Consider the following 22,051-nt stretch of genomic DNA (forward strand, 5'->3'; position numbering starts at 1 on the left):
ACCACATTTTTTTGGTGTTGCACTTAATATTACAATTCGTCGTATATAAAAATCTTTTCCTCTAGATATTAAAGGAGGAAGAGATTTTTTATTTTGTTTATCAAATACCTGAGTGGGGTATATTGGAGAGTGAGGAGGGATAAATTTGAATCATGAACATAACCATAACCACAGTACAGATGACCATCAAAATTATGGATCCCATGGTCATGAAGATCACCATGAACATATGATTTCAGACTTTAAACGACGATTTTTTATTTCTTTCTTTTTAGCCATTCCAGTCATTATTTTATCTGATATGATTCAAATGTTCTTTGGTTATACATTATCTTTTAGTGGAGATCATTGGGTCGAATTCATTCTTGCAACTGTTATCTTTTTCTACGGAGGATGGCCATTTATAACTGGATTATTTGATGAGATAAAACAAAAATCTCCCGGGATGATGACACTTATTGGCTTTGCCATTTTTGTTGCTTATATTTATAGTGCTGCCACTGTATTTGGTATCGATGGTAACGACTTGTTTTGGGAGCTTGCGACGTTGATTGTGATCATGCTTCTTGGCCATTGGATTGAAATGAAATCTATCAATAAAGCTTCAGAATCTCTAGAAGCGCTCGCAGACTTGATGCCACAAGAAGCAGTGAAAATAGATACAGAAGGTAACACCGAAACGATTTCCATATCTCACTTACAAACGGGAGATCATCTATTAATTAAACCAGGTGAGAAAGTTCCAGCAGATGCTGTGATCATTAAAGGAAAGTCTTCCATAGATGAGTCGATGTTAACAGGAGAATCTGTACCTGTTGAGAAATCTGTTAAAGATGAAGTAATCGGAGGGTCCATTAATACATCAGGTTCGTTAACTGTAGAAGTTACAAAAACGAATGAAGAAGGCTATCTGTCTCAAGTCATTCAATTAGTAAAAGAAGCACAAGAAAGCAAATCCAAAACACAAATGCTATCTGATCGTGCGGCAAAATTGCTATTTTATGTAGCTGTTATTGCTGGTATCCTTACATTTATCATTTGGCTCCTATTAGGATATGGACTTGCAGAAGCAACTACGAGAATGGTTACGGTATTAGTCATTTCATGTCCACACGCATTAGGGTTAGCAATTCCATTAGTTGTAGCTCGATCCACTGTTTTATCTGCTAACAAAGGCTTGTTTATTCGAAATAGAATGGGTTTTGAAGATGCTAGGAATGTTGATACAGTTGTTTTCGATAAAACAGGCACATTAACGAAGGGCGCATTTGGGATCACAGATATCATTCCGGAAGGCGAACAATCCGAAGAAGAATTGTTACGAATCGCAGCTTCGGTAGAATCACAGTCTGAACATCCCATTGCAACAGGGATTTTGAATGAAGCGAAAAATAGGAATATTGATATTCAATCGCCTGATGAATTCGATTCTATTACAGGAGCAGGAATAAAAGCGGTATTAAACAATGAATCAATTCTGGCAGTCAGCCCAGGCTATATGGAAAAGGAAAATATCGCTTTTGATAAACATAAATTTCAATCGTTATCGGAAGCGGGGAAAACAGTTATTTTTATAGTAAAACAGGATTCGTTCATCGGTATGATTGCGTTGGCTGATCAGGTGAAAGACTCGTCCAAAGAAGCGATAAATCGTTTACATGAACTTGGTATCCATGCTCAAATGCTTACAGGTGATAACGAGAAAGTAGCGAAAGGTGTAGCAAACCAAATTGGTATCGATGAAGTAATAGCACAGGTGCTACCACATGAAAAAGCAGATAAGATACAACAGCTGCAGCAGGAAAATAAACGAGTCGCAATGACTGGTGATGGGATTAACGATGCTCCTGCATTAGCGAATGCAGATTTAGGTGTAGCAGTTGGAGCAGGTACAGATGTTGCCATGGAAAGTGCTGATATCGTATTGGTCAACAGTGATCCCAAAGATGTTGTTTCTATCATTGAATTATCTCGATTGACTTACCATAAAATGATTCAAAATTTATGGTGGGCAGCAGGATACAATATCATTGCGATTCCATTAGCTGCAGGTATATTAGCCCCATGGGGGATTGTATTAGATCCTGCTGTTGGAGCGGTACTCATGTCACTAAGTACAATTATTGTAGCGATCAATGCTAGAACGTTAAATATGAAATAATACAAATAGAGAGCTATCTCACAATAGGAGATAGCTCTATTTGTATTATGGTGCAACTTCTTCAATAGCTTTATGCTCCATTCCGAGCTCTTTAATGCTCCAGTCCCATAATTTTTTAGCTTCATCTTCATTCACTTTATTATATTTTGTCGGCTGTAATTTTTTCTTATAAAAGTATCTGCCTGAAAGGTGATCAATTTTCGGTTCTGTGGCAAGATATATAGCAGTTTCCGCACCTTCTTCTGATGTAAGGAAGAAGGGACGAAGTAGAAGATGTACTTTTTCACCAAATCCCGTCTGTCTGTCTACACCGAGACTTGTCGATACCGCTCCAGGATGTAGGGCAAACGTTGATACATTGGTACCTTCTAGGTGTTTATTTAATTCAAGTGTGAAGAGTATATTGCATAATTTAGACTGTCCATAACCTTTAATTACATTAAATGAACGATTGTTAAAATGCATATCATTATAATCTAACGTTCCAGCTTTATAGGCCCCAGAAGCTACATTAATAATTCGAGCTTGTTCCGATTTTTTCAACACATCTAAGAGAAGGTGAGTCAGCAAGAAATGACCGAGGTGATTAACACCAGTCATTGATTCAAATCCATCTTCAGTCTTGGTATGTTTAAGTGAAACAACACCCGCATTATTGATTAAACCATCAATCTTGTCAAAGTCTTCTTTTATTTGATCTGCAAATTTAGATATACTTTCCATAGAACCTAAATCACATTGATATAATGAGATATTCGTTGAGTTGCTTTCCTCCATTGCTTTTTCTTTTGCTTCGTTACCGCGTTTAGTATCTCTACATGCCATAATTACATGAATACCTTTTTTAGCAAGTTCTATCGTTGTTGCTAATCCCATTCCAGTGTTTGCGCCGGTTACTATTATCGTTTTATTTTGCATGCAATTCTCCTTTTGTTTAGTATAAAAGTCTATACCCGTATTATTAAAGTTTCAAAAGGGATAAAATAATATTGGTGAACCATGTTATTATTAATTATAATAGATATGTTGGAATAATTAAAAGATTAAGGAAGTTATTTTACGATGAATGTATATATTGAAGAGGTCACAAAAGAAAACTGGAGAGAGATCGCAACGTTAACAGTTGCATCTCACCAACAACATTTAGTGGAGAGTGTATCATATTGTTTAGCGGAAAGTTTTATTGAACAATATACAATTTCTTTAGGATTGTACGATGATGATACACCTATAGGGTATGCAATGGTAGGATTTCATTCCCAGGAAAAACAAAGCGCATGGTTTGATCGGTTTATGATTGCTGCAGAACACCAAGGGAAAGGGTATGCACATCAATATATACCGTTAATCCTGGATTATATAAAAATGAAATATCAAGTAAAATCGATAAAATTAAGTATTATACCTACGAATGATGTTGCAAAACTATTATACGAGAAGTATGGATTTGTGCTAACAGGGGAGACAGATCCAGAGGGAGAATTAATTATGGAATTATTTGTTGAAGATAGCGGTTACTAATGTAAGTGTGTTATTTGGTTATACAAGTAAACTATAAGGAGTAACCAACTATTGAAAAAGAAAATATTTATAACTTTACTTATTGTTAGTCTTTGTATAAACATTTATTTTTTAGGGAAGCAGTTGTTAATAGATCAATGGTATGTAGCAAATGAAGAAGATGAAACTATTCTTGGAGAAATGGTAGTAAAGGCAATTAATTCGAACGAGTATAGAGATATCAGTGAAAATGAACAAATTATTAGTATTAAAACTTCTGTAGACCGGAATAAGGGAGGAGTATTCCCTTATCATTATAATATATTCGTGTTTACGAATAAAAATAAACATTTATTTAGTTGTGAAGATGATCGTTGTACAAAAGTAGAGAAATACAGTGAAATGTATTCGGATTATCGAGATGAACGTCCGAAATTACCATTTATCAATTAATTGATCATAATTATATTATGTAAACTATAATACGGATGGCAAATGGAAGTAAGCGATTTTATAGAATAGAAAACTGATTGCCATAGCATGTATTGTCCGTATGTAAAGGAATAAATTTAAAATATCACGATGGAATTAACACTAAACTGGACACAAAATTATGAGGTGAATTCAAATGTCAGAGAAAACAGAGTTAATAGATGGCAAAGTATTATACTTTCCAAGAGGATGTAATAACGCACCAAGAAAAGAATTACTCGTTCAATTTTATGCCAATATATTAGAAAGTCGATCTAATAATCTTAACCAAGTCGTATCTCCTGCAATAACATGGAAAGAAATTCAAAATACATCCGTAGAAGGAGCGGAGAGCATATTTGTTTGGCTAATAGAACGACATAAAGATATAGAAGAATTAAATATAGAGTCTGTTATCACACATGGAAAAGAAGCGGCAGTTAAAGGAACGTATACATCGAACAATGAGTTAACCTATTTTTGTGATATATTCAAATTTAAAAGCGCAGGAAAACAAGCACCTATTATAGAAGTAACTTCATATAGAATGAGTGACAAAGTATGAGTTAGGATGTATTGGAGTAATGATGAAACAAAGTATAATAAATATTACTGTATTTATCCTTGTTTTAGCGGTTCTTTGGTACATCATTGGTAGAGCATTTTTGTATTTCACTTTAGGAACACTAACTATTACTACATCGGTATTTTTGTTTATCATCCTGCCAATCATCATTAGTACTTTAATTTTCATTGTATCAAAACAGTTGGATTAGACGGAATATTTCAACAAAGTGCCGATTTTTAGGGATGGGAACGTTTGTTCTGTTTTTGTGGTTAGTAAGGAGGAATTGATAGTATGACAAGGAAAATCATTCTTTTAACCGTATTTTTCTGCATAATGCTATTAATCGGATGCTCTAATAATCTAACAGGTTATATTGTTGGGATAGAAGACAATGATATTTATTTTTCTGATGGTATGACGCAGGAAGAGTATGAGGAATCGCAAGATAAATCAATCCAACAGTTAATAGATGAAAATGTATCATTAATTAGCTTAAGGTATGACGGTGACAAAGAGTTCAAACCTGGTGACTATGTAAAAGTGAAATTAGATGGAGATATTTTGGCATCTTACCCGGAACAAGCTATTGCAAAGGAGATAACAAGCATCAAAAAATAGTATAAGAGGGGATATTATCCTGTCTTAAAAAAAGATTTGTTAAGAAATAGCGAGGAACATTTTAAAAAGTTACTTAACATAATTGAGTCAGTACCTTACAGAAAAAGAAAAATTTCAATTGAAACGGAAGAAAGAGATAAGAATTTCCGGTTATTATTACCATGACGTTCCCTTATTGCGGGTGGTGTCAACTCCGCTGGTACTACCCTGTATAAACACAGAATATATTGTTAGATTGTATATTTTCAGACTACTTAATAAATGATATAATTATGGGAACGTATATTCTTGTTATAGTAGTTGGAAGGAGAGGGTATTGTGAGTAAACGGCCTAGGAAAAGACTTTTAGAAACGGAAGAAATAATAAGGTTATATTTAAAGGGAGAGAGTACTACTGAGATTGCAAAAGCAGCTAATGTTTCATCAAGATATATTAGAATGCTTTTAAAAGATAATAATGTTGAAATGAGACCTATAGGAAGTTGGAAAAGAAAATACAGACTTAACGAAGACTATTTTAAGACATGGTCAAATAATATGGCCTATATTTTAGGGTTCTTTATAGCAGATGGAACTGTAGCGAAAGGTGCTCAGTTTGTTAGTTTAGCTCAGAAGGAGAAATATATTTTAGAACAGATAAGAGATGAATTAGCATCCAATCAACCGATTTATAAAAATGAAAATACAGGAGTATATATTTTAAGTATCAACAGTAGAATACTTAAGAAAGATCTAACCGAGATTCATGGTATTTATCCTAATAAATCAAATACTATCCGATTGTTCTCTGAATGGATGTATAAAAATAAAGGTTTATATTTAGAAAGAAAATATGAAGCGTTTCAAAGAGAAACTTTGCCATTGGATCAGTTAAAAGACATAGGAATTAAACTACATAAAAATGCGCTTAAAGAGAGAAGAAGTAAATCATAAATAAAATAATCAATATTTCGTTTTATTTCTTCTAGTAGACATAATATTTATTATAGGAAGTAAATGAAAAACAACAAAATCTTGTCTCATAATCAAAGTAAACTCTGGATAGTGAGACAAGATTAAAAAATTAACTAGTAGAATTAATAATTTTATTTTTACAGACTTTATTATTGTTTAATCATCTAAGGATACTTTTTTCAATGGTTGTTTTGCTGGGCCTTCAATAACTTCTCCTGTGTAATTAAATCTAGACCCATGACACGGACAATCCCAAGTTCGATCTTCTTGATTCCAATTTACTTCACATCCTAGATGTGTACAAGTTGTATCAACGCTATAAATATTATCTTGTTTATCTTTATATACACCAATTCTAGATCCTTTATTGTGCGTAATCGTTGCTTCATCTTGATTTAATTCGTCAACTTTTGTATCACCAGTAAAATTAAACTTTCCTTTTATGAATTCCTTCGCTGTATTTGCATTTACGGTAAATAACTTCTTTACCATTGGATCAGCCTTAAATCTACTTGGTGATAATAATTCACGGTATCGATTATTTTCATGTTTCATTATATAACTTGCTAATACATGTGCGGCTAATGTTCCATTTGTCATGCCCCATTTACGATAACCGGTTGCTATAAGAATACTTGGGTCCCCGTCTGTAATCGGACCAATATAAGGAAGTTTATCTAGAGTAGTAAGGTCCTGTGCAGACCATCGATAAGCTATATGGCTTACATCAAAATATGTTTTTGCAAACGCTTGCAACTCCTCGTAATGCCCTATAGATGATTTTCCTTGTCCAGCACGATGATTTTCACCAGCAATTAATATATAATCCTCGTTATCAATGGTTACCGATCGTACAGATCGTGTAGCAGATTCAACATTAATATACATTCCTTTTACTTTGGTATCAGTTTTCCCAGCAATTACATAGGAACGTTCTGCGTACATTCGTGTGAAATATAATCCTTCACTATCATGAAATGGAAAGTGGCTTGCAGAAACAACGTAATTGCAAGTAATACGATGGTCATCTTTTGTAATAACTGTTGTGTGCTTATTTCTTTCTACTTCCATAGCAACCGTATGTTCATAAACCTCTAGTCCGTTATTAATTGCATCACGAAGTAAGAAATGTAAGTATTTTAATGGATGAAATTGAGCTTGCCCAGGCATTACTAACCCTTTTTTTATGGGAATTTGAATCGGTAAGGTATCAACTAGCTCAGCGTTAATATTCAATTTGTTATATGCGTTGAATTCATTTTCAATTTTATCTACATAATAATAATCATTCGTATACAAATAGGCGTCTTGTTCCTCATAACCGCAAGATATATCTTGTTGTTGTATCGTATTTTTTATGAAATCATTCGCTTCTTTAGCAGCTTGATAATAGTTTAATGCAACTTCTTTCCCCAGGTTTTTAATCAGTTCATCATATACTAATCCGTGTTGTTCTGTGATTTTTGCTGTTGTATGCCCAGTTGTTCCATTTAATATATTATCTGCGTCAATCAGTGTTACTTTAACTCCCTCTTTTGCTAGTAAATAGGCAGTAGTGATTCCGGTTATTCCACCACCAACTATACAAACATCTGTTTTCACAGATTGCTGCAATTTATCAAATTGAGGAAGCTCAATATTTTTTCTCCATAACGGTTCTGCGGATGACAATGATTGTTCTTTCATTATTGGTCTCCTTATTCAAGAATTTATGTAATATCATTCCCTTCTAATTGTTCTTTACTCAAAAAAAACCCTTTTTCACATGGAAAAAAGGTTTTTTAGTAATATTTATCGATTTTCAAAAAATAGACGGTTTAATGAAATATACTCATTTTCTTCTTCTGGTACTTCATCTTCCATATATATTGCTTCTACAGGACATACTGCTTCGCAAGCACCGCAATCAATGCAGATATCCGGTTCAATGTAGAACATATCTTTGCCTTCTTCTATACAATCAACAGGACAAACTTCGACGCATTCTCCTGCTTTTTCAGTTTTACAAGGTGACGTAATAACAAAAGCCACGAATTATTCCTCCTTCTTGCCGATATTGTCAGATATTATCTATTATACCTTATTATGACTAAAAAATAAATGAATCATTCATTATCCAACCGCATCATAACATATATAAAGCCGTATGAAAGGAGTTTACACATGCAAATTACTGTTCGAGCGGGAGACACTAGCTGGTATTATAGTCAATTATTTCAAGTGCCACTAATACTAATCGAAACATCAAACCCTGATATAAACGTTGCATCTTTAACAATTGGTCAATCACTGGAAATTCCGGGATTTATAATAAATGAATATAATGTACAACCTGGTGACAGTTATTGGTCAATTGCTAGTCGGTATCAACTTCCAATAGATAGTATTGAGATTTTAAATCCCAATGTTAATCCACAAAACCTGCAACCTGGTCAAACCTTATTAATTCCAGTAAAAATACAGGATTTACTTGTAAATGATATCGATCAATATACGTATGAAAAATTTATACAAGATTTAATATTGTTACAACAAGTATATCCATTTATTCAACAGAGATATATAGGAAATTCTGTATTAGGAAAAGATATTATAGAATTGCAGATTGGGGCGGGATCGAAACAAGTGCATATGAATGGCTCATTCCATGCCAACGAATGGATTACAACGCCGGTATTAATGAAGTTCATAAATGAATACGTACTTGCATTAACAAACGGTACAGCAATCCGTGGCTTACCAATGTTGCCGTTTTATCAACAAACGCAATTATCGATTGTGCCGATGGTTAATCCTGATGGTGTAGATCTGGTAGTCTTAGGTGCTGATGCTGCAGGAGAATTTCGAGAGTCTGTATTGGAAATTAATAATCAAAACACTGATTTTTCCGATTGGAAAGCAAATATACGAGGCGTAGATTTAAATAATCAATATCCGGCCTTATGGGATGTGGAAGCAGAAAGAAAACCTACTTCGCCACAACCTAGAGATTTTCCAGGCTATGCCCCACTTACAGAGCCAGAAGCTATCGCTATCGCAGAACTAACTAGGGATCGTGATTTTAGTAGAATAAATGCACTTCATACCCAAGGAGAAGTAATTTTCTGGGGATTTGAAGGGTTAGAACCGCCTGAATCTTTAACGATTGTAACAGAATTTGAAAGAGTAAGTGGATATATCCCGATACAGTATGTAGATAGTTATGCTGGATATAAAGATTGGTTTATACAGGAATACAGGCGTCCTGGTTTTACATTAGAATTAGGTCAAGGAACCAACCCACTACCGATTAGTCAATTTGATGAAATCTATGAGGAAACTTTAGGGATACTAATAGCAAACCTTTATTTATAAATAGGTGTTAATTTCATGTTAGTACTAGAATTAATATCTAATGCATATACATCAGGATTTCCAAGTGTTTTCCAATCTTCGAAACCAAAATCACCATTAAATTGATGAAATAAATGAGATAATATATTGCCATGACTGACGATGATAATATTAGTTAATTTAGGATTGTTTATTAAAGGGGTTAAAACTGCGTTTGCTCTTTGTAAAAGTGTAGATGCGGATTCACCGCCTGGCAAATAGAATTCTGGATCTTCAAAAGACTGTTTTAATGCGTCCATCCAATCCTCTGTTGGCTCTGCGCATAAGACCCGTTCTTTTAAACGATCATCAATATTTATTTCCAAATTTAGATAGTTTGAAAACGGTTTTATTGTGTCTATAGCTCGCAAATAAGGACTTGACCATATGCCGCAGAACGATTCATTCGTATTTTGGAGAAATAATGATAATTCATTTGCTTGTTGCAACCCTAGGTTTGTTAAAGGAGCGTCAGGATGTTGTCCTTCTGCAGAACAGTGTCGAATGAAATATATTCTCTTCATAGCATAGCCACCTCATTATTCTAAATATTACGTTACTTCATCAGTATACCATGAAAAACAAAGAAAGTTTACCATTTATGGAACTACTTATAATAAAAAAACAGGGGTTGTCCCCCTGTTTTACAACTCTTTGAAGTATTCTTTATGAAAACCTGCCATGCGGTTGCTATTATCAATTACAAAATAAAACTCTTCTGTTTCATTTTTCACATCATAACGTTTGCCTGGTGTTAATTTATTATTTACAATAAATTTTTTTGCGTCCGCATGCACACATTCAATTTGTTTCATTGTTGGTCTGTCTTCCCAATTTAAGTGAATCATCAAGTTTCGCCCTCTCTAGTTTACATATTATTATTATGGTTAATTAAATAGATACAGATATTTGCTATAGCCCTCTTCTTCCATTTTTTCTTTTGGAATAAAACGCATCGCGGCAGAGTTCATGCAATATCTAAGTCCACCTTTATCTTGTGGCCCATCTTCAAAAACATGTCCTAAGTGTGAATCTGATTGCTTGCTTCGAATTTCTGTACGTACCATTCCATGTGTTTTATCTACCTTATCTTCTATTTGATAAGGGTCAACGGGTTTCGTGAAGCTTGGCCAACCGCATCCAGCATCATACTGTTCTTTAGATGAGAATAAAACATTTCCTTTTATAATATCAACATAAATACCTTCTTGTGTGTTGTTCCAGTATTCATTGTCAAATGGGCGTTCAGTTCCATTTTCCTGAGTAACATGATATTGAATCGGAGTTAGCTTCTCTTTTAATTCATTTTTATCAATTGTATTCTGCCAATTGTTTTTAATAAAATCTTGTCTTCCTGATCCTTTTTTATACATTCTGTAATGAAAGCTCCGTTTTTTATAATAATCTTGGTGACCTTCTTCAGCTTCATAAAAAGGTTTTGCTGGGAGAACCGGAGTCACTATGGGCATCTTAAAACGATTGCTCTCATCTAATGCTTTTTTAGAATCCTCAGCTATCTTTTTCTGTTCTTCTGTATGATAAAAGATAGCTGTTTGGTATGACTCGCCACGGTCATTAAATTGGCCACCAGCATCTGTAGGGTCAATTTGTTGCCAAAATGTCTCTACCAATTCTTTATATGGCATTATTTCAGGATCAAATGTAATTTGTACTGCTTCGACATGACCTGTTGTATTCGTGCACACTTGTTCATAGGTTGGATTTTCTACATGTCCCCCTGTATAACCAGAACGAATATCGATAACACCTGGTCGTTGATCAAATGGCTCTACCATACACCAGAAGCAACCTCCTGCAAATGTAGCTATTTCTGTTTGTTTAGACATGTAATTCCTCCAATCGTATTTAATATATCGATTTATCCCTATTTTTCCCTTTTTGATAAAAAAAATCAAGCACGAAGCATTATATAAATAACTTAGGAGTAGATAAACCTGATTTCTTTCCTTCTTCGGGCTTGGATTGATTGGTATTTGGGTCTTTCTGTTCGTCTTCAAAATGACCTGTACTTTTATCTTCAGTCTTAAGTATGTCCTCTTGTGCATGATGATCTGTATTTTCTAGTGAGTTATTAGAAGTTTCTTCATCTTCATTGGAAAGCTCTTTAAAAGCTTTCATCATTCTATACATACTAGGAAGATTTTTAACCATTGGACCATATTCTTGAATTAATGGTGCTGTGGATTGTAATATTCCTAAAAATTGTTGTACTCCTCCTAAGGTTTTAGATAAAGTTTGTAAACCACCTGAGGAAGCCGCTCCCACTCCACCTACTGATTTTCCTCCACCAAAAGAGGATAATAAACCAGCAATGCCTCTAGAATTATTTCTACCACTCATTTGATTATTGTTTAAAAATGGATTCCTGTTTTGTTGAGGATGCGGATGCATAGGTCCAAAAGGTAGTTGTTGTTGACGTTGTCGTTCTTGTGGTGGAAAAACCATACTTATCCCCCCTTATCATGATGTTCTACCTATAGAATACGCATTTGCACTATATAATGTGTAGGCTTGGATAAGAACATTTCCCGGGAAACCGCATAAAATGGCATAATATACAAAAATTAGCATTTAAAAACAACTTATTTGTCGAAAAAGTGAAAAATTAATCAAACGTTTGTTTGAATTTTGGTCGATGTTATTTAGACAATAAAAAAAGCAGCTATTTAATAAGCTGCTTTTTTCCATTCGTATTCATTCCATAAAGAGTCAAAGGTTACTGTTGCACTTGGAAATGGGCTATTCCATTCTAAATAATTACTAATCTCATCGTAGGTATTGGAATGTTTAGGGAAATTATGATTACGAAATGCCCATTCCGCAAGTTCTGAATTATCATCTTTCTCCAGCTTACCTCGATAGGTCATTAAAAACTGATAGAATGTTTGTTCCATCTATGCTTCCCCCTTATGTTTTAAGATTCATTCATAAAAGCTTCGTGTTTTGCTTGTTTCTTTTTATAAACTATTTTAGATAAATAAATACTAATTTCATAAATCACCATAAGTGGAACGGCAACAACAATTTGTAAAATAAAATCAGGTGGTGTAATTATTACCCCGATTACAATAAGTACAAAATAAGCATATTTACGGTTTTTCGTCATGAAATCTGGTGTTACTATTCCTAAGCTAGTTAAAAACATTGCTATTAATGGTAGTTCAAATAGAAATGCAAAAGGTAAAGTAATTTTCATTAAAAAGGTAAAATATCTGTCCACTGTGAACATGATATTAAACATGTCTTCGTTTAACGATAGTAAGAATGGAAATATTAGATGAATAAAAATGATATATCCAAATACAAGTCCAATAATAAATAATAGGAATAATGCAGGTATATAAGATAACGAAACCTTTTTTTCACGAGAAGTTAAAGCTGGGCTTATAAATGCCCATACTTGATAAGCTAGAATAGGAATAGTACCGATTATGGCAACCAAACCAGCCATTGAAAAATAAACCCAGATAATCTCTGTTGGACTAATTGCTGTTAATTCTAAATCGATGTCATTAACAAAGAACCAGTAGATATCTTTCACATTGAGAAAACCTATTATAAATAGAATGATAAATATTACGGCTGTAACTATTAAACGATTTCGTAATTCGGATAAATGTCCTACGACATTCATTTCTTTTTCTGTACCATCAGTATTACTGGTATATTGATCTTCAGGTGTTGACATGTACAAACACTCCTTATGTACGACATAAAAGAAGATGTAAGGGTATTTCCCCTACACCTCCATTTCGTTGTTATTGTTTCTTTTTATTGTGGTCACTCATAATATCTTGACTCGCATTTTTAAATTCTTTTAGTGTTGTTCCAAAAGCTCGTCCTATTTCAGGTAGCTTGTTTGGTCCGAATACAATTAATGCTACAATTAAAATCAATATTAAGCCTGGAAAGCCGATATTACTAAACATCAAGCATCACTCCACCATCGTAGGTATTTTCATTATTAAATCAGTACTATCTATGCATTATTGAGTAGCTCTTTACTTTATACATATCATAGCACGATTAGAAATAATTAAACAAGTTATTCATAAATCTTCGTTTGTTTATTTTCGATCGTATTGAATGAAGTAATAATCATAAGGGTTTTTTTCATCTTTATCACCTTTAATTTTAGATGATATTATCCAGTCTTCTTGATTAAATTTGGGAAAGAATGTATCTCCGGTAAATGATTCGTCAATCCAAGTTATATACATTCGATCAGCAATATCCATTACTTGTTGAAATAAGTTTGCACCACCGATTACAAAATATTCTTCTTCCGGATTTTCTATATTCCATTGTTTAATCGTGTCTATGTGATGAATTATTTTAGCATTCGGATACTGTACATCGGAACGACTGGTTAAGACAATATTTTTTCGATTTGGTAATGCCCCTCCCATCGATTCAAATGTTTTTCTTCCCATAATAATTGTATTACCTGTTGTCTTTTCTTTAAAAAAACGTAAATCCTTTGGCAAATGCCAAGGCAATTGATTATTAACTCCAATTACATGATTGCGATCCATAGCAAGTAATAACGAAATCATATTATAACCTCAACTTCCTATTTAGATTCGTTGTGTGAGTATCTATTTTGAACTATACAGCAATCGGTGCTTTAATACTTGGATGAGGATTATAATTTTCAATCACTAAATCATCTAAGTCCATTTCAAAAATAGAATTTTTATCTTTGTTTATTATTAGTTGTGGAAAATCGCGGATCTCCCTTTCCAGTTGTGTTTCGACTTGTTCAACATGATTAGAGTAAATATGTGCGTCTCCAAAAGTATGTACGAAATCACCAACTTCTAATCCACACTCATGGGCAATTAAATGCGTGAGTAGGGCATAACTGGCTATATTGAATGGTACCCCTAGGAATACGTCTGCACTTCTTTGGTATAGCTGACAAGAAAGCTTTCCATTTGAAACATAAAATTGGAATAATGTATGACAAGGAGGTAAAGCCATTGTTGGAATATCTTCTGGATTCCACGCAGATACAATATGTCTTCTTGAATTTGGATTCGTTTTAATGGAATGAATCACATCTTTTAATTGATCAATTGTTTCATTCTGAGTAGTCTTCCAATTTCTCCATTGTTTCCCGTATACAGATCCTAAGTCCCCGTATTTGTCAGCAAAAGAATCATCTTCAAGAATTCGCGTTTTAAAGAGCTCCATTTGTTCTTGATATTGTTTATTAAAATTCTCATCTTTTTGACTGCGTAATCCGAAATTCGCCATATCTGGACCTTGATAATCAGCGCTATTTACCCATTTTTCAAATGCCCATTCATTCCAAATATTATTATTATGTTTTAATAAATACCGAATATTGGTATCCCCTTTAATAAACCAAAGTAGTTCACTCGCAACTAGTCGGAATGGAACACGTTTTGTCGTTAGAAGAGGAAATCCTTTATTTAAATCAAAACGAATTTGATGTCCGAATATAGAATGTGTTCCTGTATTGGTTCGATCTCCACGTTGTTCTCCAGTTTTAAATATTTGTTTACACAAATCTAAGTAGGCTTGTTCCCCTAACATATATTAATCTCTCCTGACTATATTTAAAATATAGATTTTGCTTCTCAAATGATTTAATTATAACAGATACTAGTCCTCTTTTGTTACATAATCGTAAAACATAAGCTCACTATTCGAACATAAAACTAGAGTAAAGCTCGGTTTTTCAGAGGAGGTTCACAAATTTGAATACCACGATAGAACAAATAATTAAAAATTCTATTGTATATACATATGTTGCTAGTCAACCATTTGTTGCAATGACTGGATTACCAGTTGATATAGAAGCATCTGAACAAGTAGTACAAAGCGATAATCATATCGAATCTTCAAATGCATTAATAAAAAAGGAAGATGTTTGGTTTGGCGAAAATTGGAATACGGAACAATATAGCATAAGTGAAGAAGAATCAACATTTCAAATAGATGATGAGCAATTTAATGATGCACTTAGTATTTCTCAATTAGAAGAAATAGAAAAAGCCAACTCGATTTCTATAATTGAAGATAAGATCAACTCCATTCATCCAGGAATGAAATCGGATGAAATAAAAGAAGTCCAAAAGGCATTAGTTACTCTGGATTATTATTCAGATGAAATAGATGGTATTTATGGTCCTTTAACCCATGATGCTTTAGTTAGTATAGAGAAAGATTATGACTTATCATTGATAAGTGAGCAACAAGACGAAAGAATTCAAGAGATATATTATGCAGTGGAAGAAGAACCCCAGAATTCAAGTGTAGACACAGTGGAAGGTAATGCATCTTCTACTTCTGAAAATAATGATGATATGAGCGAAGAGCAAAGTAAGGATCCCTACTATTCAAAACAACTCGATGTAAGCGGAAATAAACAGCCTATTATAAAAGCTGCTCGATCATTAGTCGGGACCCCTTATGTGTATGGCGGTGATGGACCAGGAGGTTTTGATTGTAGTGGTTTCATTCAATATGTCTATGAAAGCCATGATATCGTTATCCCTAGAACAGTTAATGAAATATGGAATTTTAGTTCTCCTGTTGATAGTCCTTCGATTGGTGATATCGTATTTTTTTCAACCACACACTCAGGGCCATCCCATGCAGGTATTTATATTGGTAATGGGCAATTTATTCATGCTGGTTCATCTAGTGGTGTCGTTATTACCGAGTTATCCAATCCTTATTGGGAAGAGAGATATTTAGGTGCAAAGCGTATCTAATAGTATAGAGTTATTCCCCTTCCCATTCTTTGTAGAATTGATGTAGAAAGTTTTCGATGTACTGATGACGTTCTGCTGCTATCATTCTACCTGTATTTGTATGCATTGAATCTTGTAATAATAGTAATTTCTCATAAAAATGGTGAATGGTAGAACCGGATGATTTTGTTGGGTCATGAATAGACCGCTGTTTCGAACTCCCATATGCAAATGCTCTAGCTATGCCGATGGCACCAATTGCGTCTAATCGATCAGCATCTTGAACTATTTTTCCTTCTATAGTCGATGGTATAACACCTTTAGAATAAGAAGTAGTATCGATAATCGTTATTATAGCTTCGATTTGAGAATATTGTAATCCTAATGGTTTAAGAAACTGTATAAGCTCATTTTTTTCTTTCTCTGGATTATTAGCTAGTTTATGGTCAGTTATATCATGAAGCCATGCTGCTGCTGTGGTTATAAATAAATCTGCTCCTTCATCTGTAGCTATTTTAATCGCATTTTTCACCACACGCTGCAAATGGTAATAATCATGGCCTGTATAATCATTTGCGAATTTCTGTTGTACATATTCACTAATTTTATCTAATTGGTTGTTTTCTGAATGCATTATTTCCCCCAAGGTTAATAAAATATAGAATTACTTTATCATTCGTTATACTATTTGTAAATTTTAGTTAATTTATCGAAAATTAAAGTTATTTCCTTGACTGATTTGTTTGTATAGGCTAACATTAGTACCAAGCAAAGAAGATGTACGGAATCATTAATTAACGAAGGCAGCTTCTATAGAAGTGGATGATTTATGGTCCGTACTTCTATAGAAGCTGCCCTTTTTTAATATTTCGTTGGTCAACTTTGTAATAACACGCGTTTTACGTGGAAGTATTAGGAGGAAATTTACATGGAAAACGGAGTAGTAAAATGGTTTAATGCTGAAAAAGGTTATGGATTTATCCAACTTGAAGAAGGTAATGATGTATTCGTACACTATTCAGCAATTCAAGAAGAAGGCTTTAAGTCTTTAGAAGAAGGACAAGAAGTTTCCTTTGAAATTGTTGAAGGTGAACGTGGTCCGCAAGCAGCAAACGTTGTAAAAAAATAATATCTTATATATAGAGGCGGAAAGCTTAATTTTAAGCTTTCCGCTTTTTTTGTGTTTTTAATAATGTAGTTATTTATACCGCTCCTCCCTCCTCGTTTTGTCAATAAACTCCCTTATTTGTTCATTAATTGTTCATATACTTTTCTAACTAAAAAGTTAGTAAAATCATTAGAACGCATTGTTTGTGCATAATTGAACAAAGTGTGAAAAGTCTATGGTTTGCACGAATAGGACCTTTGTATTGTGTATGATAAAACTATAGATACAAAAGGGGTGATAATGATGAAAAAACTTTTTCAAAACAAAAATAATGAAACAGAGCCAAACCTTATAGGAACATTTGCTTCAGTTCTACTATTAGGTGGGCTGATCATTATATGCTGGGTATCTGTATTTGCAATTTTTATATCTAGATAGGAAGAAAGGATGAGTGACGTGCATCTGCATAAATTAGAAAAATGGTGGTTAATTCTTGGAGTTAGTGCATTAATAATTTTTTTAATTGTTTTAGGGTTTGGGGCTTTTTATATGGGTACACATCCGCAAAGTCATGGATTAACAATTGATCCAAATAATGTCGAAGCAAATGAAGCTTTTCAACAAGAAAATCTTGGATTAACGAAAGTGGATGAAGATCATTATATTGTTAATGTTGTTGCTAGTGCTTTTAATTATGATCTTGGTGTAGATGAAGACGGAAATTCTGTAAGTCATATTAAGATTCCTAAAGGTGCTTCTGTATTATTTCAAGTAGTCACAACAGACGTCATACATGGATTTAATATTGCTGGAACGAATGTAAATATGATGGTAGAACCAGGCTACGTTAGCAGTATGGAAGTTCAAATGAATAATGTTGGAGAATTTACCTTGTTATGTAATGAGTATTGCGGAGTTGGACATCATATGATGTTTACGACAGTGGAGGTGTATGAATAATGGCACTTGCTAATTTACAAACATTCGAAGATATTTCAACTGAATCTATCGTGATTACAAAAACAGATTCTAAATTATACTTATCATTTATTTATGTAGCAATTATTTCTTTATTCTTAGGTGGACTAATGGGGTTATTGCAAGTATTAGTACGAACAGGTGAATTTACTCTCCCTTTTGGAATTGGTTATTATCAAATTCTTACGTTCCATGGTGTTGTTCTTGCTTTAGTATTAACTACTTTTTTTATTATTGGATTTCAATTTGCTTTAATGGGAAAAACAGTAGGTATTTCTGAAAAACAGCGCAAATTTGCTTGGTTAGCTTTTTGGGTAATGACTATTGGTACATCAATGACTGCTGTTACAATTCTAATAGGGAAAGCAAATGTGCTCTACACCTTTTACGCACCCTTAAAAGCACATCCCCTCTTCTATATTGGATTAGCTCTTGTTGTTGTGGGGACTTGGATTGCAGCAATTGTAAATTGGAGACAACTATTTGTTTGGAAAAAGCAAATTCCAAATCAAAAATCCCCTCTCCTTGCTTTTATGGTTACCATTAATATGATTATGTGGGTTATTGCTTCACTAGGTGTAGCTGTAGCGGTATTAGTTCAATTTATTCCATGGTCATTAGGTTTTGCAGAAACAATCAATGTATTGTTAAGTAGAACGTTATTTTGGTACTTTGGCCATCCTTTAGTTTACTTTTGGTTATTACCTGCTTACATGGCTTGGTATGCCATTATACCGAAGATAATTGGAGGTAAACTATTTAGTGACTCCTTAGCACGATTATCATTTATTTTGTTTTTATTCTTTTCGATTCCAGTTGGTTTTCATCATCAATTAACAGAACCAGGAATAGATCCTACATGGAAGTTTATACAAGTTGTATTAACCTTCATGGTTATTATTCCTAGTTTAATGACAGCATTTTCGATGTTCGCTACGTTTGAAATTACTGGAAGAAAAAAAGGACATAAAGGTTTATTTGGTTGGTTTAAAAACTTACCTTGGCAAGATGTCCGCTTCTTTGCTCCATTTGTAGGTATGCTTGCATTTATACCAGGTGGTATTGGCGGAATCATTAATGCCTCTCATCAAATGAATACAGTAGTCCATAACACAATTTGGGTAACAGGACACTTTCATCTAACTGTTGCGACGACTGTTCTCTTAACGTTTTTTGGGATAGCGTACTGGTTAATTCCTCATTTAACTGGTAGAAAATTAACGAGAAAAATACACCGTTTAGGTATTTATCAAACCGTGGTTTGGGCAATTGGGATGACGATTATGTCTGGCGCTATGCATATCCAAGGTTTGTTAGGTGGTCCGAGAAGATCTTCCTATTCAGAATACGGCGGATCCGAGCAAGCTGTGGACTGGGGTGCATATCAGATGGCTCAAGCGGTTGGTGGTACTATTCTCTTTATTGGGATCATTTTGATGGTATATATTTTTATTTATCTAGTATTTTTTGCACCAGAAGGAAACGAAGAATTCCCTATTGCTGAGGAAGAAAATCATGCACCAGCTACTCCCAAATGGATGGAGAATTGGAAATTATGGATTGGTATAACAATAGCATTAATTTTATTTGCTTATACCATCCCTGTGGTTGATATTATTCAAAACGCACCACCTGGATCACCACCATTTGATGCTATAATCGGTAATTAATTTGTAGAGAATTAGTTGAATCTAACTAGGAAAAGAAGCCCCTCCTTTTCCTAGTGGTTTTCAAGCCCAGATATTCTAAGCAGGAATCGCTGTTCAAAAACCAAGAATTGCATATATATTTTCTTAGATATTCATCTTAATCTACGATATTTTACATAGTGGATTAATCGTTTAAACTAGTGAGCGCTTTTTCTTCAGCTGGAATTCGAATACTCATTAAAATAAGATGAAAAAATGGAAATATAACCGCTGTCCAATATGCTCCAAACATCATTGGGATAACAAATAATTCAATACCAACAATGATATAGTTTGGATGTTTAACATATTTATAAGGACCTCGCTTCACCAATGTACTTCCGGGCAAAATAATTATTTTGGTATTCCAGTACTTTCCTAAGGAAGTAATACTCCATATACGAACGAATTGTGTAGCTATAAACAAACTAAACCATAAGATGAAAAGTTCAGGAATGGAAGCGTTACTTAGAATTAATTCTACTATAATACTTATGAAGAACAATCCATGTACCATGATAAACCACTTATGTTGATGTGGCTCTATTTCAACTCCACCTTTTGCTAGCATCCATTGTTCATTTTTACTAGCGATTATTAGTTCTATAAGTCGTTGCAGGATTATAAATACAAACAATATGGTCAAGAATATTTTCATACATTTTTCCACTCCGCAAACAATAATTCAGAACTAAATCCAGGTCCTAAAGCACTTATTATACTTCGCTCCCCTTCTTCTATTCCTTGCTTCATCCATTCACGAATAACGTAAAATACAGTTACAGATGACATATTACCATGTTTTCTTAACACCTCATAGGAATAATATAGTTTCTCTGAAGTGCATGGAATTACTTCTTCCATCGCCTCCATTACCTTTCTCCCGCCTGGGTGAGCAATAAAGGAATGAATATCTTCACTAGTATATTGAATTGCTTGGAGAAACTCAGCAATATGTCTTTTCCAAAAGGAATGTACTAAGGCAGGTATGCTCTTTTTAAATATGACTTCAAAACCAGTATCTCTTACATTCCAACCCATTATATCTTCACTGTGTTTTTTTAATAAAGAACTCTGTTCGTGCAAATGTAATTTAGTCCCTTTTAACTGATTACAATATGATGAGGTTTCTCCGACCAGAAGTAAAGCACTTGCCCCATCACCGAAAAGAGCGGTACCAACCATATTACTCTTCTTACTATCTTGTTTTTGAAATGTCAGGCTACATAACTCACAGCAAATGATCAAGACGACTTTATCTGGATGAGCTTTTGACCAATTCATTGCATTACTTAACCCTATCGCTCCACCTGCACAACCTAACCCCCATAGAGGCATTCGCTGTACGTTCTCTTTAAACGGACGCTGATTGATACAACTCACATCTAAGGAAGGTGTTGCAATTCCTGTACTGGAAACAAAAACAATCATATCAACCGCTTCATAAGGAATTGGTTGATGTAGGAAATCAGAATCTGTTAAACATGTATCTATTGCATCTAAACAATGTTTGATCGATTCTGTTTGATAAATATGGTTTCTTTCTTCGAAGCTATGATCATCGAAAAACCAAGATGAATCTACCACAAACTGTCTTTCCTCAACTGCTGCATGATCAAAAACAGGAAGCAATCGTTCAATTTGTTTTTCAGAATATGAAAATAACTGCTTAACAATATGTTTTACATCTTGTTGAGGAATTCTATATGATGGTACGCCTATCCCAACGGAACTTATGTATGTCACTATCTTCACCTTGTTTCATAGGAATTTTCTTCAAACAGTATTCCCATTCAAGAATGATTCATACAAACAGTCAAAAGAAAAAACCTCCTTAAGTAGTAATCCCTCAATTGTTAATACTACTGAGAAGGAACACTACCAGGA

Annotated in this window: 28 protein-coding genes; 13 read left to right on the forward strand and 15 right to left on the reverse strand. The window is 33.9% G+C overall.

The annotated features are described in order from the left end of the window. Positions 1–145 precede the first annotated feature (145 nt). Complete coding sequence (locus tag OB_RS08875; RefSeq protein ID WP_011066121.1) at positions 146–2,161, forward strand: copper-translocating P-type ATPase; 2,016 nt, start codon at positions 146–148, stop codon at positions 2,159–2,161. Positions 2,162–2,206: 45 nt separating this feature from the next. Here OB_RS08875 and OB_RS08880 read toward each other — a convergent pair whose 3' ends face one another. After that, positions 2,207–3,079, reverse strand: a complete 873-nt coding sequence (locus OB_RS08880; RefSeq protein WP_011066122.1) for an SDR family oxidoreductase — start codon at positions 3,077–3,079, stop codon at positions 2,207–2,209. A 144-nt stretch (positions 3,080–3,223) separates the two neighbouring features. On the opposite strand from OB_RS08880, the gene OB_RS08885 reads away from it, so the two are divergent. From OB_RS08885 to OB_RS08910, 6 genes are all read left to right on the forward strand, one after another. Then, positions 3,224–3,682 (forward strand): GNAT family N-acetyltransferase, encoded by a 459-nt coding sequence (locus tag OB_RS08885; RefSeq protein ID WP_011066123.1) that lies wholly within the window; start codon positions 3,224–3,226, stop codon positions 3,680–3,682. A 51-nt stretch (positions 3,683–3,733) separates the two neighbouring features. Next, entirely contained in the window at positions 3,734–4,114 is a 381-nt protein-coding gene (locus OB_RS08890) for a hypothetical protein (protein WP_011066124.1), read from the forward strand. 175 nt (positions 4,115–4,289) lie between these two features. Next, entirely contained in the window at positions 4,290–4,697 is a 408-nt protein-coding gene (locus tag OB_RS08895) for a hypothetical protein (RefSeq protein ID WP_011066125.1), read from the forward strand. Between the two features lie 19 nt (positions 4,698–4,716). Beyond that, complete coding sequence (locus tag OB_RS08900) at positions 4,717–4,908, forward strand: hypothetical protein (protein WP_011066126.1); 192 nt, start codon at positions 4,717–4,719, stop codon at positions 4,906–4,908. Between the two features lie 83 nt (positions 4,909–4,991). Next, the gene (locus tag OB_RS08905; protein WP_011066127.1) at positions 4,992–5,318 is read left to right on the forward strand and encodes a DUF3221 domain-containing protein; all 327 of its coding nucleotides are present in this window, start codon (positions 4,992–4,994) and stop codon (positions 5,316–5,318) included. Between the two features lie 315 nt (positions 5,319–5,633). Beyond that, on the forward strand, positions 5,634–6,251 hold the full coding sequence (locus OB_RS08910) for an LAGLIDADG family homing endonuclease (protein ID WP_231847030.1): 618 nt from the start codon (positions 5,634–5,636) through the stop codon (positions 6,249–6,251). A 177-nt stretch (positions 6,252–6,428) separates the two neighbouring features. Here OB_RS08910 and OB_RS08915 read toward each other — a convergent pair whose 3' ends face one another. Both OB_RS08915 and OB_RS08920 read right to left on the reverse strand, forming a co-directional pair. Beyond that, positions 6,429–7,958, reverse strand: a complete 1,530-nt coding sequence (locus tag OB_RS08915; RefSeq protein ID WP_011066129.1) for an FAD-dependent oxidoreductase — start codon at positions 7,956–7,958, stop codon at positions 6,429–6,431. Between the two features lie 105 nt (positions 7,959–8,063). Further along, positions 8,064–8,303, reverse strand: coding sequence for a 4Fe-4S dicluster domain-containing protein (locus tag OB_RS08920; protein ID WP_011066130.1), 240 nt, complete (start codon positions 8,301–8,303; stop codon positions 8,064–8,066). 132 nt (positions 8,304–8,435) lie between these two features. Here OB_RS08920 and OB_RS08925 point away from each other — a divergent pair, with 132 nt between their 5' ends. Then, complete coding sequence (locus OB_RS08925; protein ID WP_011066131.1) at positions 8,436–9,626, forward strand: M14 family metallopeptidase; 1,191 nt, start codon at positions 8,436–8,438, stop codon at positions 9,624–9,626. Here the strand turns inward: OB_RS08925 and OB_RS08930 are convergent. From OB_RS08930 to OB_RS08970, 9 genes are all read right to left on the reverse strand, one after another. Then, positions 9,617–10,168, reverse strand: a complete 552-nt coding sequence (locus tag OB_RS08930; protein ID WP_011066132.1) for a histidine phosphatase family protein — start codon at positions 10,166–10,168, stop codon at positions 9,617–9,619. The genes OB_RS08925 and OB_RS08930 overlap by 10 nt on opposite strands. A 120-nt stretch (positions 10,169–10,288) precedes the next feature. Continuing rightward, complete coding sequence (locus OB_RS08935; RefSeq protein WP_011066133.1) at positions 10,289–10,492, reverse strand: DUF6501 family protein; 204 nt, start codon at positions 10,490–10,492, stop codon at positions 10,289–10,291. Positions 10,493–10,531: 39 nt separating this feature from the next. Next, complete coding sequence (gene msrA / locus OB_RS08940; RefSeq protein WP_011066134.1) at positions 10,532–11,491, reverse strand: peptide-methionine (S)-S-oxide reductase MsrA; 960 nt, start codon at positions 11,489–11,491, stop codon at positions 10,532–10,534. A 79-nt stretch (positions 11,492–11,570) separates the two neighbouring features. Continuing rightward, positions 11,571–12,110 (reverse strand): VrrA/YqfQ family protein, encoded by a 540-nt coding sequence (vrrA, locus tag OB_RS08945; protein WP_011066135.1) that lies wholly within the window; start codon positions 12,108–12,110, stop codon positions 11,571–11,573. 221 nt (positions 12,111–12,331) lie between these two features. Then, on the reverse strand, positions 12,332–12,559 hold the full coding sequence (locus tag OB_RS08950; RefSeq protein ID WP_011066136.1) for a YozE family protein: 228 nt from the start codon (positions 12,557–12,559) through the stop codon (positions 12,332–12,334). 20 nt (positions 12,560–12,579) lie between these two features. Next, positions 12,580–13,353: a twin-arginine translocase subunit TatC gene (tatC, locus tag OB_RS08955; protein WP_011066137.1), complete on the reverse strand. Its 774-nt coding sequence runs from the start codon at positions 13,351–13,353 to the stop codon at positions 12,580–12,582. Between the two features lie 70 nt (positions 13,354–13,423). Next, a complete protein-coding gene (locus tag OB_RS08960) occupies positions 13,424–13,594 on the reverse strand; it encodes a twin-arginine translocase TatA/TatE family subunit (RefSeq protein ID WP_011066138.1) in 171 nt (56 codons plus the stop codon). Positions 13,595–13,732: 138 nt separating this feature from the next. Then, positions 13,733–14,221: a dihydrofolate reductase gene (locus tag OB_RS08965; protein WP_011066139.1), complete on the reverse strand. Its 489-nt coding sequence runs from the start codon at positions 14,219–14,221 to the stop codon at positions 13,733–13,735. 52 nt (positions 14,222–14,273) lie between these two features. Then, positions 14,274–15,227 (reverse strand): thymidylate synthase, encoded by a 954-nt coding sequence (locus OB_RS08970; RefSeq protein WP_011066140.1) that lies wholly within the window; start codon positions 15,225–15,227, stop codon positions 14,274–14,276. A gap of 164 nt (positions 15,228–15,391) precedes the next feature. Here OB_RS08970 and OB_RS08975 point away from each other — a divergent pair, with 164 nt between their 5' ends. Further along, positions 15,392–16,411, forward strand: a complete 1,020-nt coding sequence (locus OB_RS08975; RefSeq protein ID WP_011066141.1) for an NlpC/P60 family protein — start codon at positions 15,392–15,394, stop codon at positions 16,409–16,411. Positions 16,412–16,421: 10 nt separating this feature from the next. Here OB_RS08975 and OB_RS08980 read toward each other — a convergent pair whose 3' ends face one another. Beyond that, the gene (locus OB_RS08980; protein WP_011066142.1) at positions 16,422–17,024 is read right to left on the reverse strand and encodes an HD domain-containing protein; all 603 of its coding nucleotides are present in this window, start codon (positions 17,022–17,024) and stop codon (positions 16,422–16,424) included. A gap of 294 nt (positions 17,025–17,318) precedes the next feature. Between OB_RS08980 and OB_RS08985 the strand changes: the two genes are divergently transcribed. The 4 genes from OB_RS08985 to OB_RS08995 all read left to right on the forward strand — a co-directional run bounded on the left by OB_RS08985 (position 17,319) and on the right by OB_RS08995 (position 20,146). Further along, entirely contained in the window at positions 17,319–17,519 is a 201-nt protein-coding gene (locus tag OB_RS08985) for a cold-shock protein (RefSeq protein ID WP_011066143.1), read from the forward strand. A gap of 282 nt (positions 17,520–17,801) precedes the next feature. Continuing rightward, complete coding sequence (locus OB_RS18315; RefSeq protein ID WP_152023701.1) at positions 17,802–17,936, forward strand: cytochrome c oxidase subunit 2A; 135 nt, start codon at positions 17,802–17,804, stop codon at positions 17,934–17,936. Between the two features lie 18 nt (positions 17,937–17,954). Further along, a complete protein-coding gene (locus OB_RS08990; protein WP_011066144.1) occupies positions 17,955–18,458 on the forward strand; it encodes a cytochrome c oxidase subunit II in 504 nt (167 codons plus the stop codon). Next, on the forward strand, positions 18,458–20,146 hold the full coding sequence (locus OB_RS08995; protein ID WP_011066145.1) for a b(o/a)3-type cytochrome-c oxidase subunit 1: 1,689 nt from the start codon (positions 18,458–18,460) through the stop codon (positions 20,144–20,146). Before OB_RS08990 ends, OB_RS08995 begins: the two co-directional genes overlap by 1 nt. A gap of 163 nt (positions 20,147–20,309) precedes the next feature. Here OB_RS08995 and OB_RS09000 read toward each other — a convergent pair whose 3' ends face one another. Both OB_RS09000 and OB_RS09005 read right to left on the reverse strand, forming a co-directional pair. Continuing rightward, positions 20,310–20,822: an isoprenylcysteine carboxyl methyltransferase family protein gene (locus OB_RS09000; RefSeq protein ID WP_011066146.1), complete on the reverse strand. Its 513-nt coding sequence runs from the start codon at positions 20,820–20,822 to the stop codon at positions 20,310–20,312. Continuing rightward, on the reverse strand, positions 20,819–21,910 hold the full coding sequence (locus OB_RS09005) for a type III polyketide synthase (protein WP_011066147.1): 1,092 nt from the start codon (positions 21,908–21,910) through the stop codon (positions 20,819–20,821). The genes OB_RS09000 and OB_RS09005 overlap by 4 nt, the downstream gene beginning before the upstream one ends. Positions 21,911–22,051: the final 141 nt, after the last annotated feature.

The sequence above is a fragment of the Oceanobacillus iheyensis HTE831 genome (genome assembly GCF_000011245.1).
Taxonomy (GTDB): Bacteria; Bacillota; Bacilli; order Bacillales; family Amphibacillaceae; genus Oceanobacillus; species Oceanobacillus iheyensis.

Bases quoted from the DNA above. Each gene is read 5' to 3' on its own strand.
- msrA (WP_011066134.1), bottom strand. From the start codon at position 11,491: ATGTCTAAACAAACAGAAATAGCTACATTTGCAGGAGGTTGCTTCTGG.
- OB_RS08985 (WP_011066143.1), top strand. From the start codon at position 17,319: ATGGAAAACGGAGTAGTAAAATGGTTTAATGCTGAAAAAGGTTATGGA.
- OB_RS18315 (WP_152023701.1), top strand. From the start codon at position 17,802: ATGAAAAAACTTTTTCAAAACAAAAATAATGAAACAGAGCCAAACCTT.
- OB_RS08950 (WP_011066136.1), bottom strand. From the start codon at position 12,559: ATGGAACAAACATTCTATCAGTTTTTAATGACCTATCGAGGTAAGCTG.
- OB_RS08880 (WP_011066122.1), bottom strand. From the start codon at position 3,079: ATGCAAAATAAAACGATAATAGTAACCGGCGCAAACACTGGAATGGGA.
- OB_RS08930 (WP_011066132.1), bottom strand. From the start codon at position 10,168: ATGAAGAGAATATATTTCATTCGACACTGTTCTGCAGAAGGACAACAT.
- tatC (WP_011066137.1), bottom strand. From the start codon at position 13,353: ATGTCAACACCTGAAGATCAATATACCAGTAATACTGATGGTACAGAA.
- OB_RS08905 (WP_011066127.1), top strand. From the start codon at position 4,992: ATGACAAGGAAAATCATTCTTTTAACCGTATTTTTCTGCATAATGCTA.
- OB_RS08900 (WP_011066126.1), top strand. From the start codon at position 4,717: ATGATGAAACAAAGTATAATAAATATTACTGTATTTATCCTTGTTTTA.
- vrrA (WP_011066135.1), bottom strand. From the start codon at position 12,110: ATGGTTTTTCCACCACAAGAACGACAACGTCAACAACAACTACCTTTT.
- OB_RS08885 (WP_011066123.1), top strand. From the start codon at position 3,224: ATGAATGTATATATTGAAGAGGTCACAAAAGAAAACTGGAGAGAGATC.
- OB_RS08895 (WP_011066125.1), top strand. From the start codon at position 4,290: ATGTCAGAGAAAACAGAGTTAATAGATGGCAAAGTATTATACTTTCCA.
- OB_RS08965 (WP_011066139.1), bottom strand. From the start codon at position 14,221: ATGATTTCGTTATTACTTGCTATGGATCGCAATCATGTAATTGGAGTT.
- OB_RS08915 (WP_011066129.1), bottom strand. From the start codon at position 7,958: ATGAAAGAACAATCATTGTCATCCGCAGAACCGTTATGGAGAAAAAAT.
- OB_RS08980 (WP_011066142.1), bottom strand. From the start codon at position 17,024: ATGCATTCAGAAAACAACCAATTAGATAAAATTAGTGAATATGTACAA.
- OB_RS08970 (WP_011066140.1), bottom strand. From the start codon at position 15,227: ATGTTAGGGGAACAAGCCTACTTAGATTTGTGTAAACAAATATTTAAA.
- OB_RS08995 (WP_011066145.1), top strand. From the start codon at position 18,458: ATGGCACTTGCTAATTTACAAACATTCGAAGATATTTCAACTGAATCT.
- OB_RS08925 (WP_011066131.1), top strand. From the start codon at position 8,436: ATGCAAATTACTGTTCGAGCGGGAGACACTAGCTGGTATTATAGTCAA.
- OB_RS08960 (WP_011066138.1), bottom strand. From the start codon at position 13,594: ATGTTTAGTAATATCGGCTTTCCAGGCTTAATATTGATTTTAATTGTA.
- OB_RS08935 (WP_011066133.1), bottom strand. From the start codon at position 10,492: ATGATTCACTTAAATTGGGAAGACAGACCAACAATGAAACAAATTGAA.
- OB_RS09000 (WP_011066146.1), bottom strand. From the start codon at position 20,822: ATGAAAATATTCTTGACCATATTGTTTGTATTTATAATCCTGCAACGA.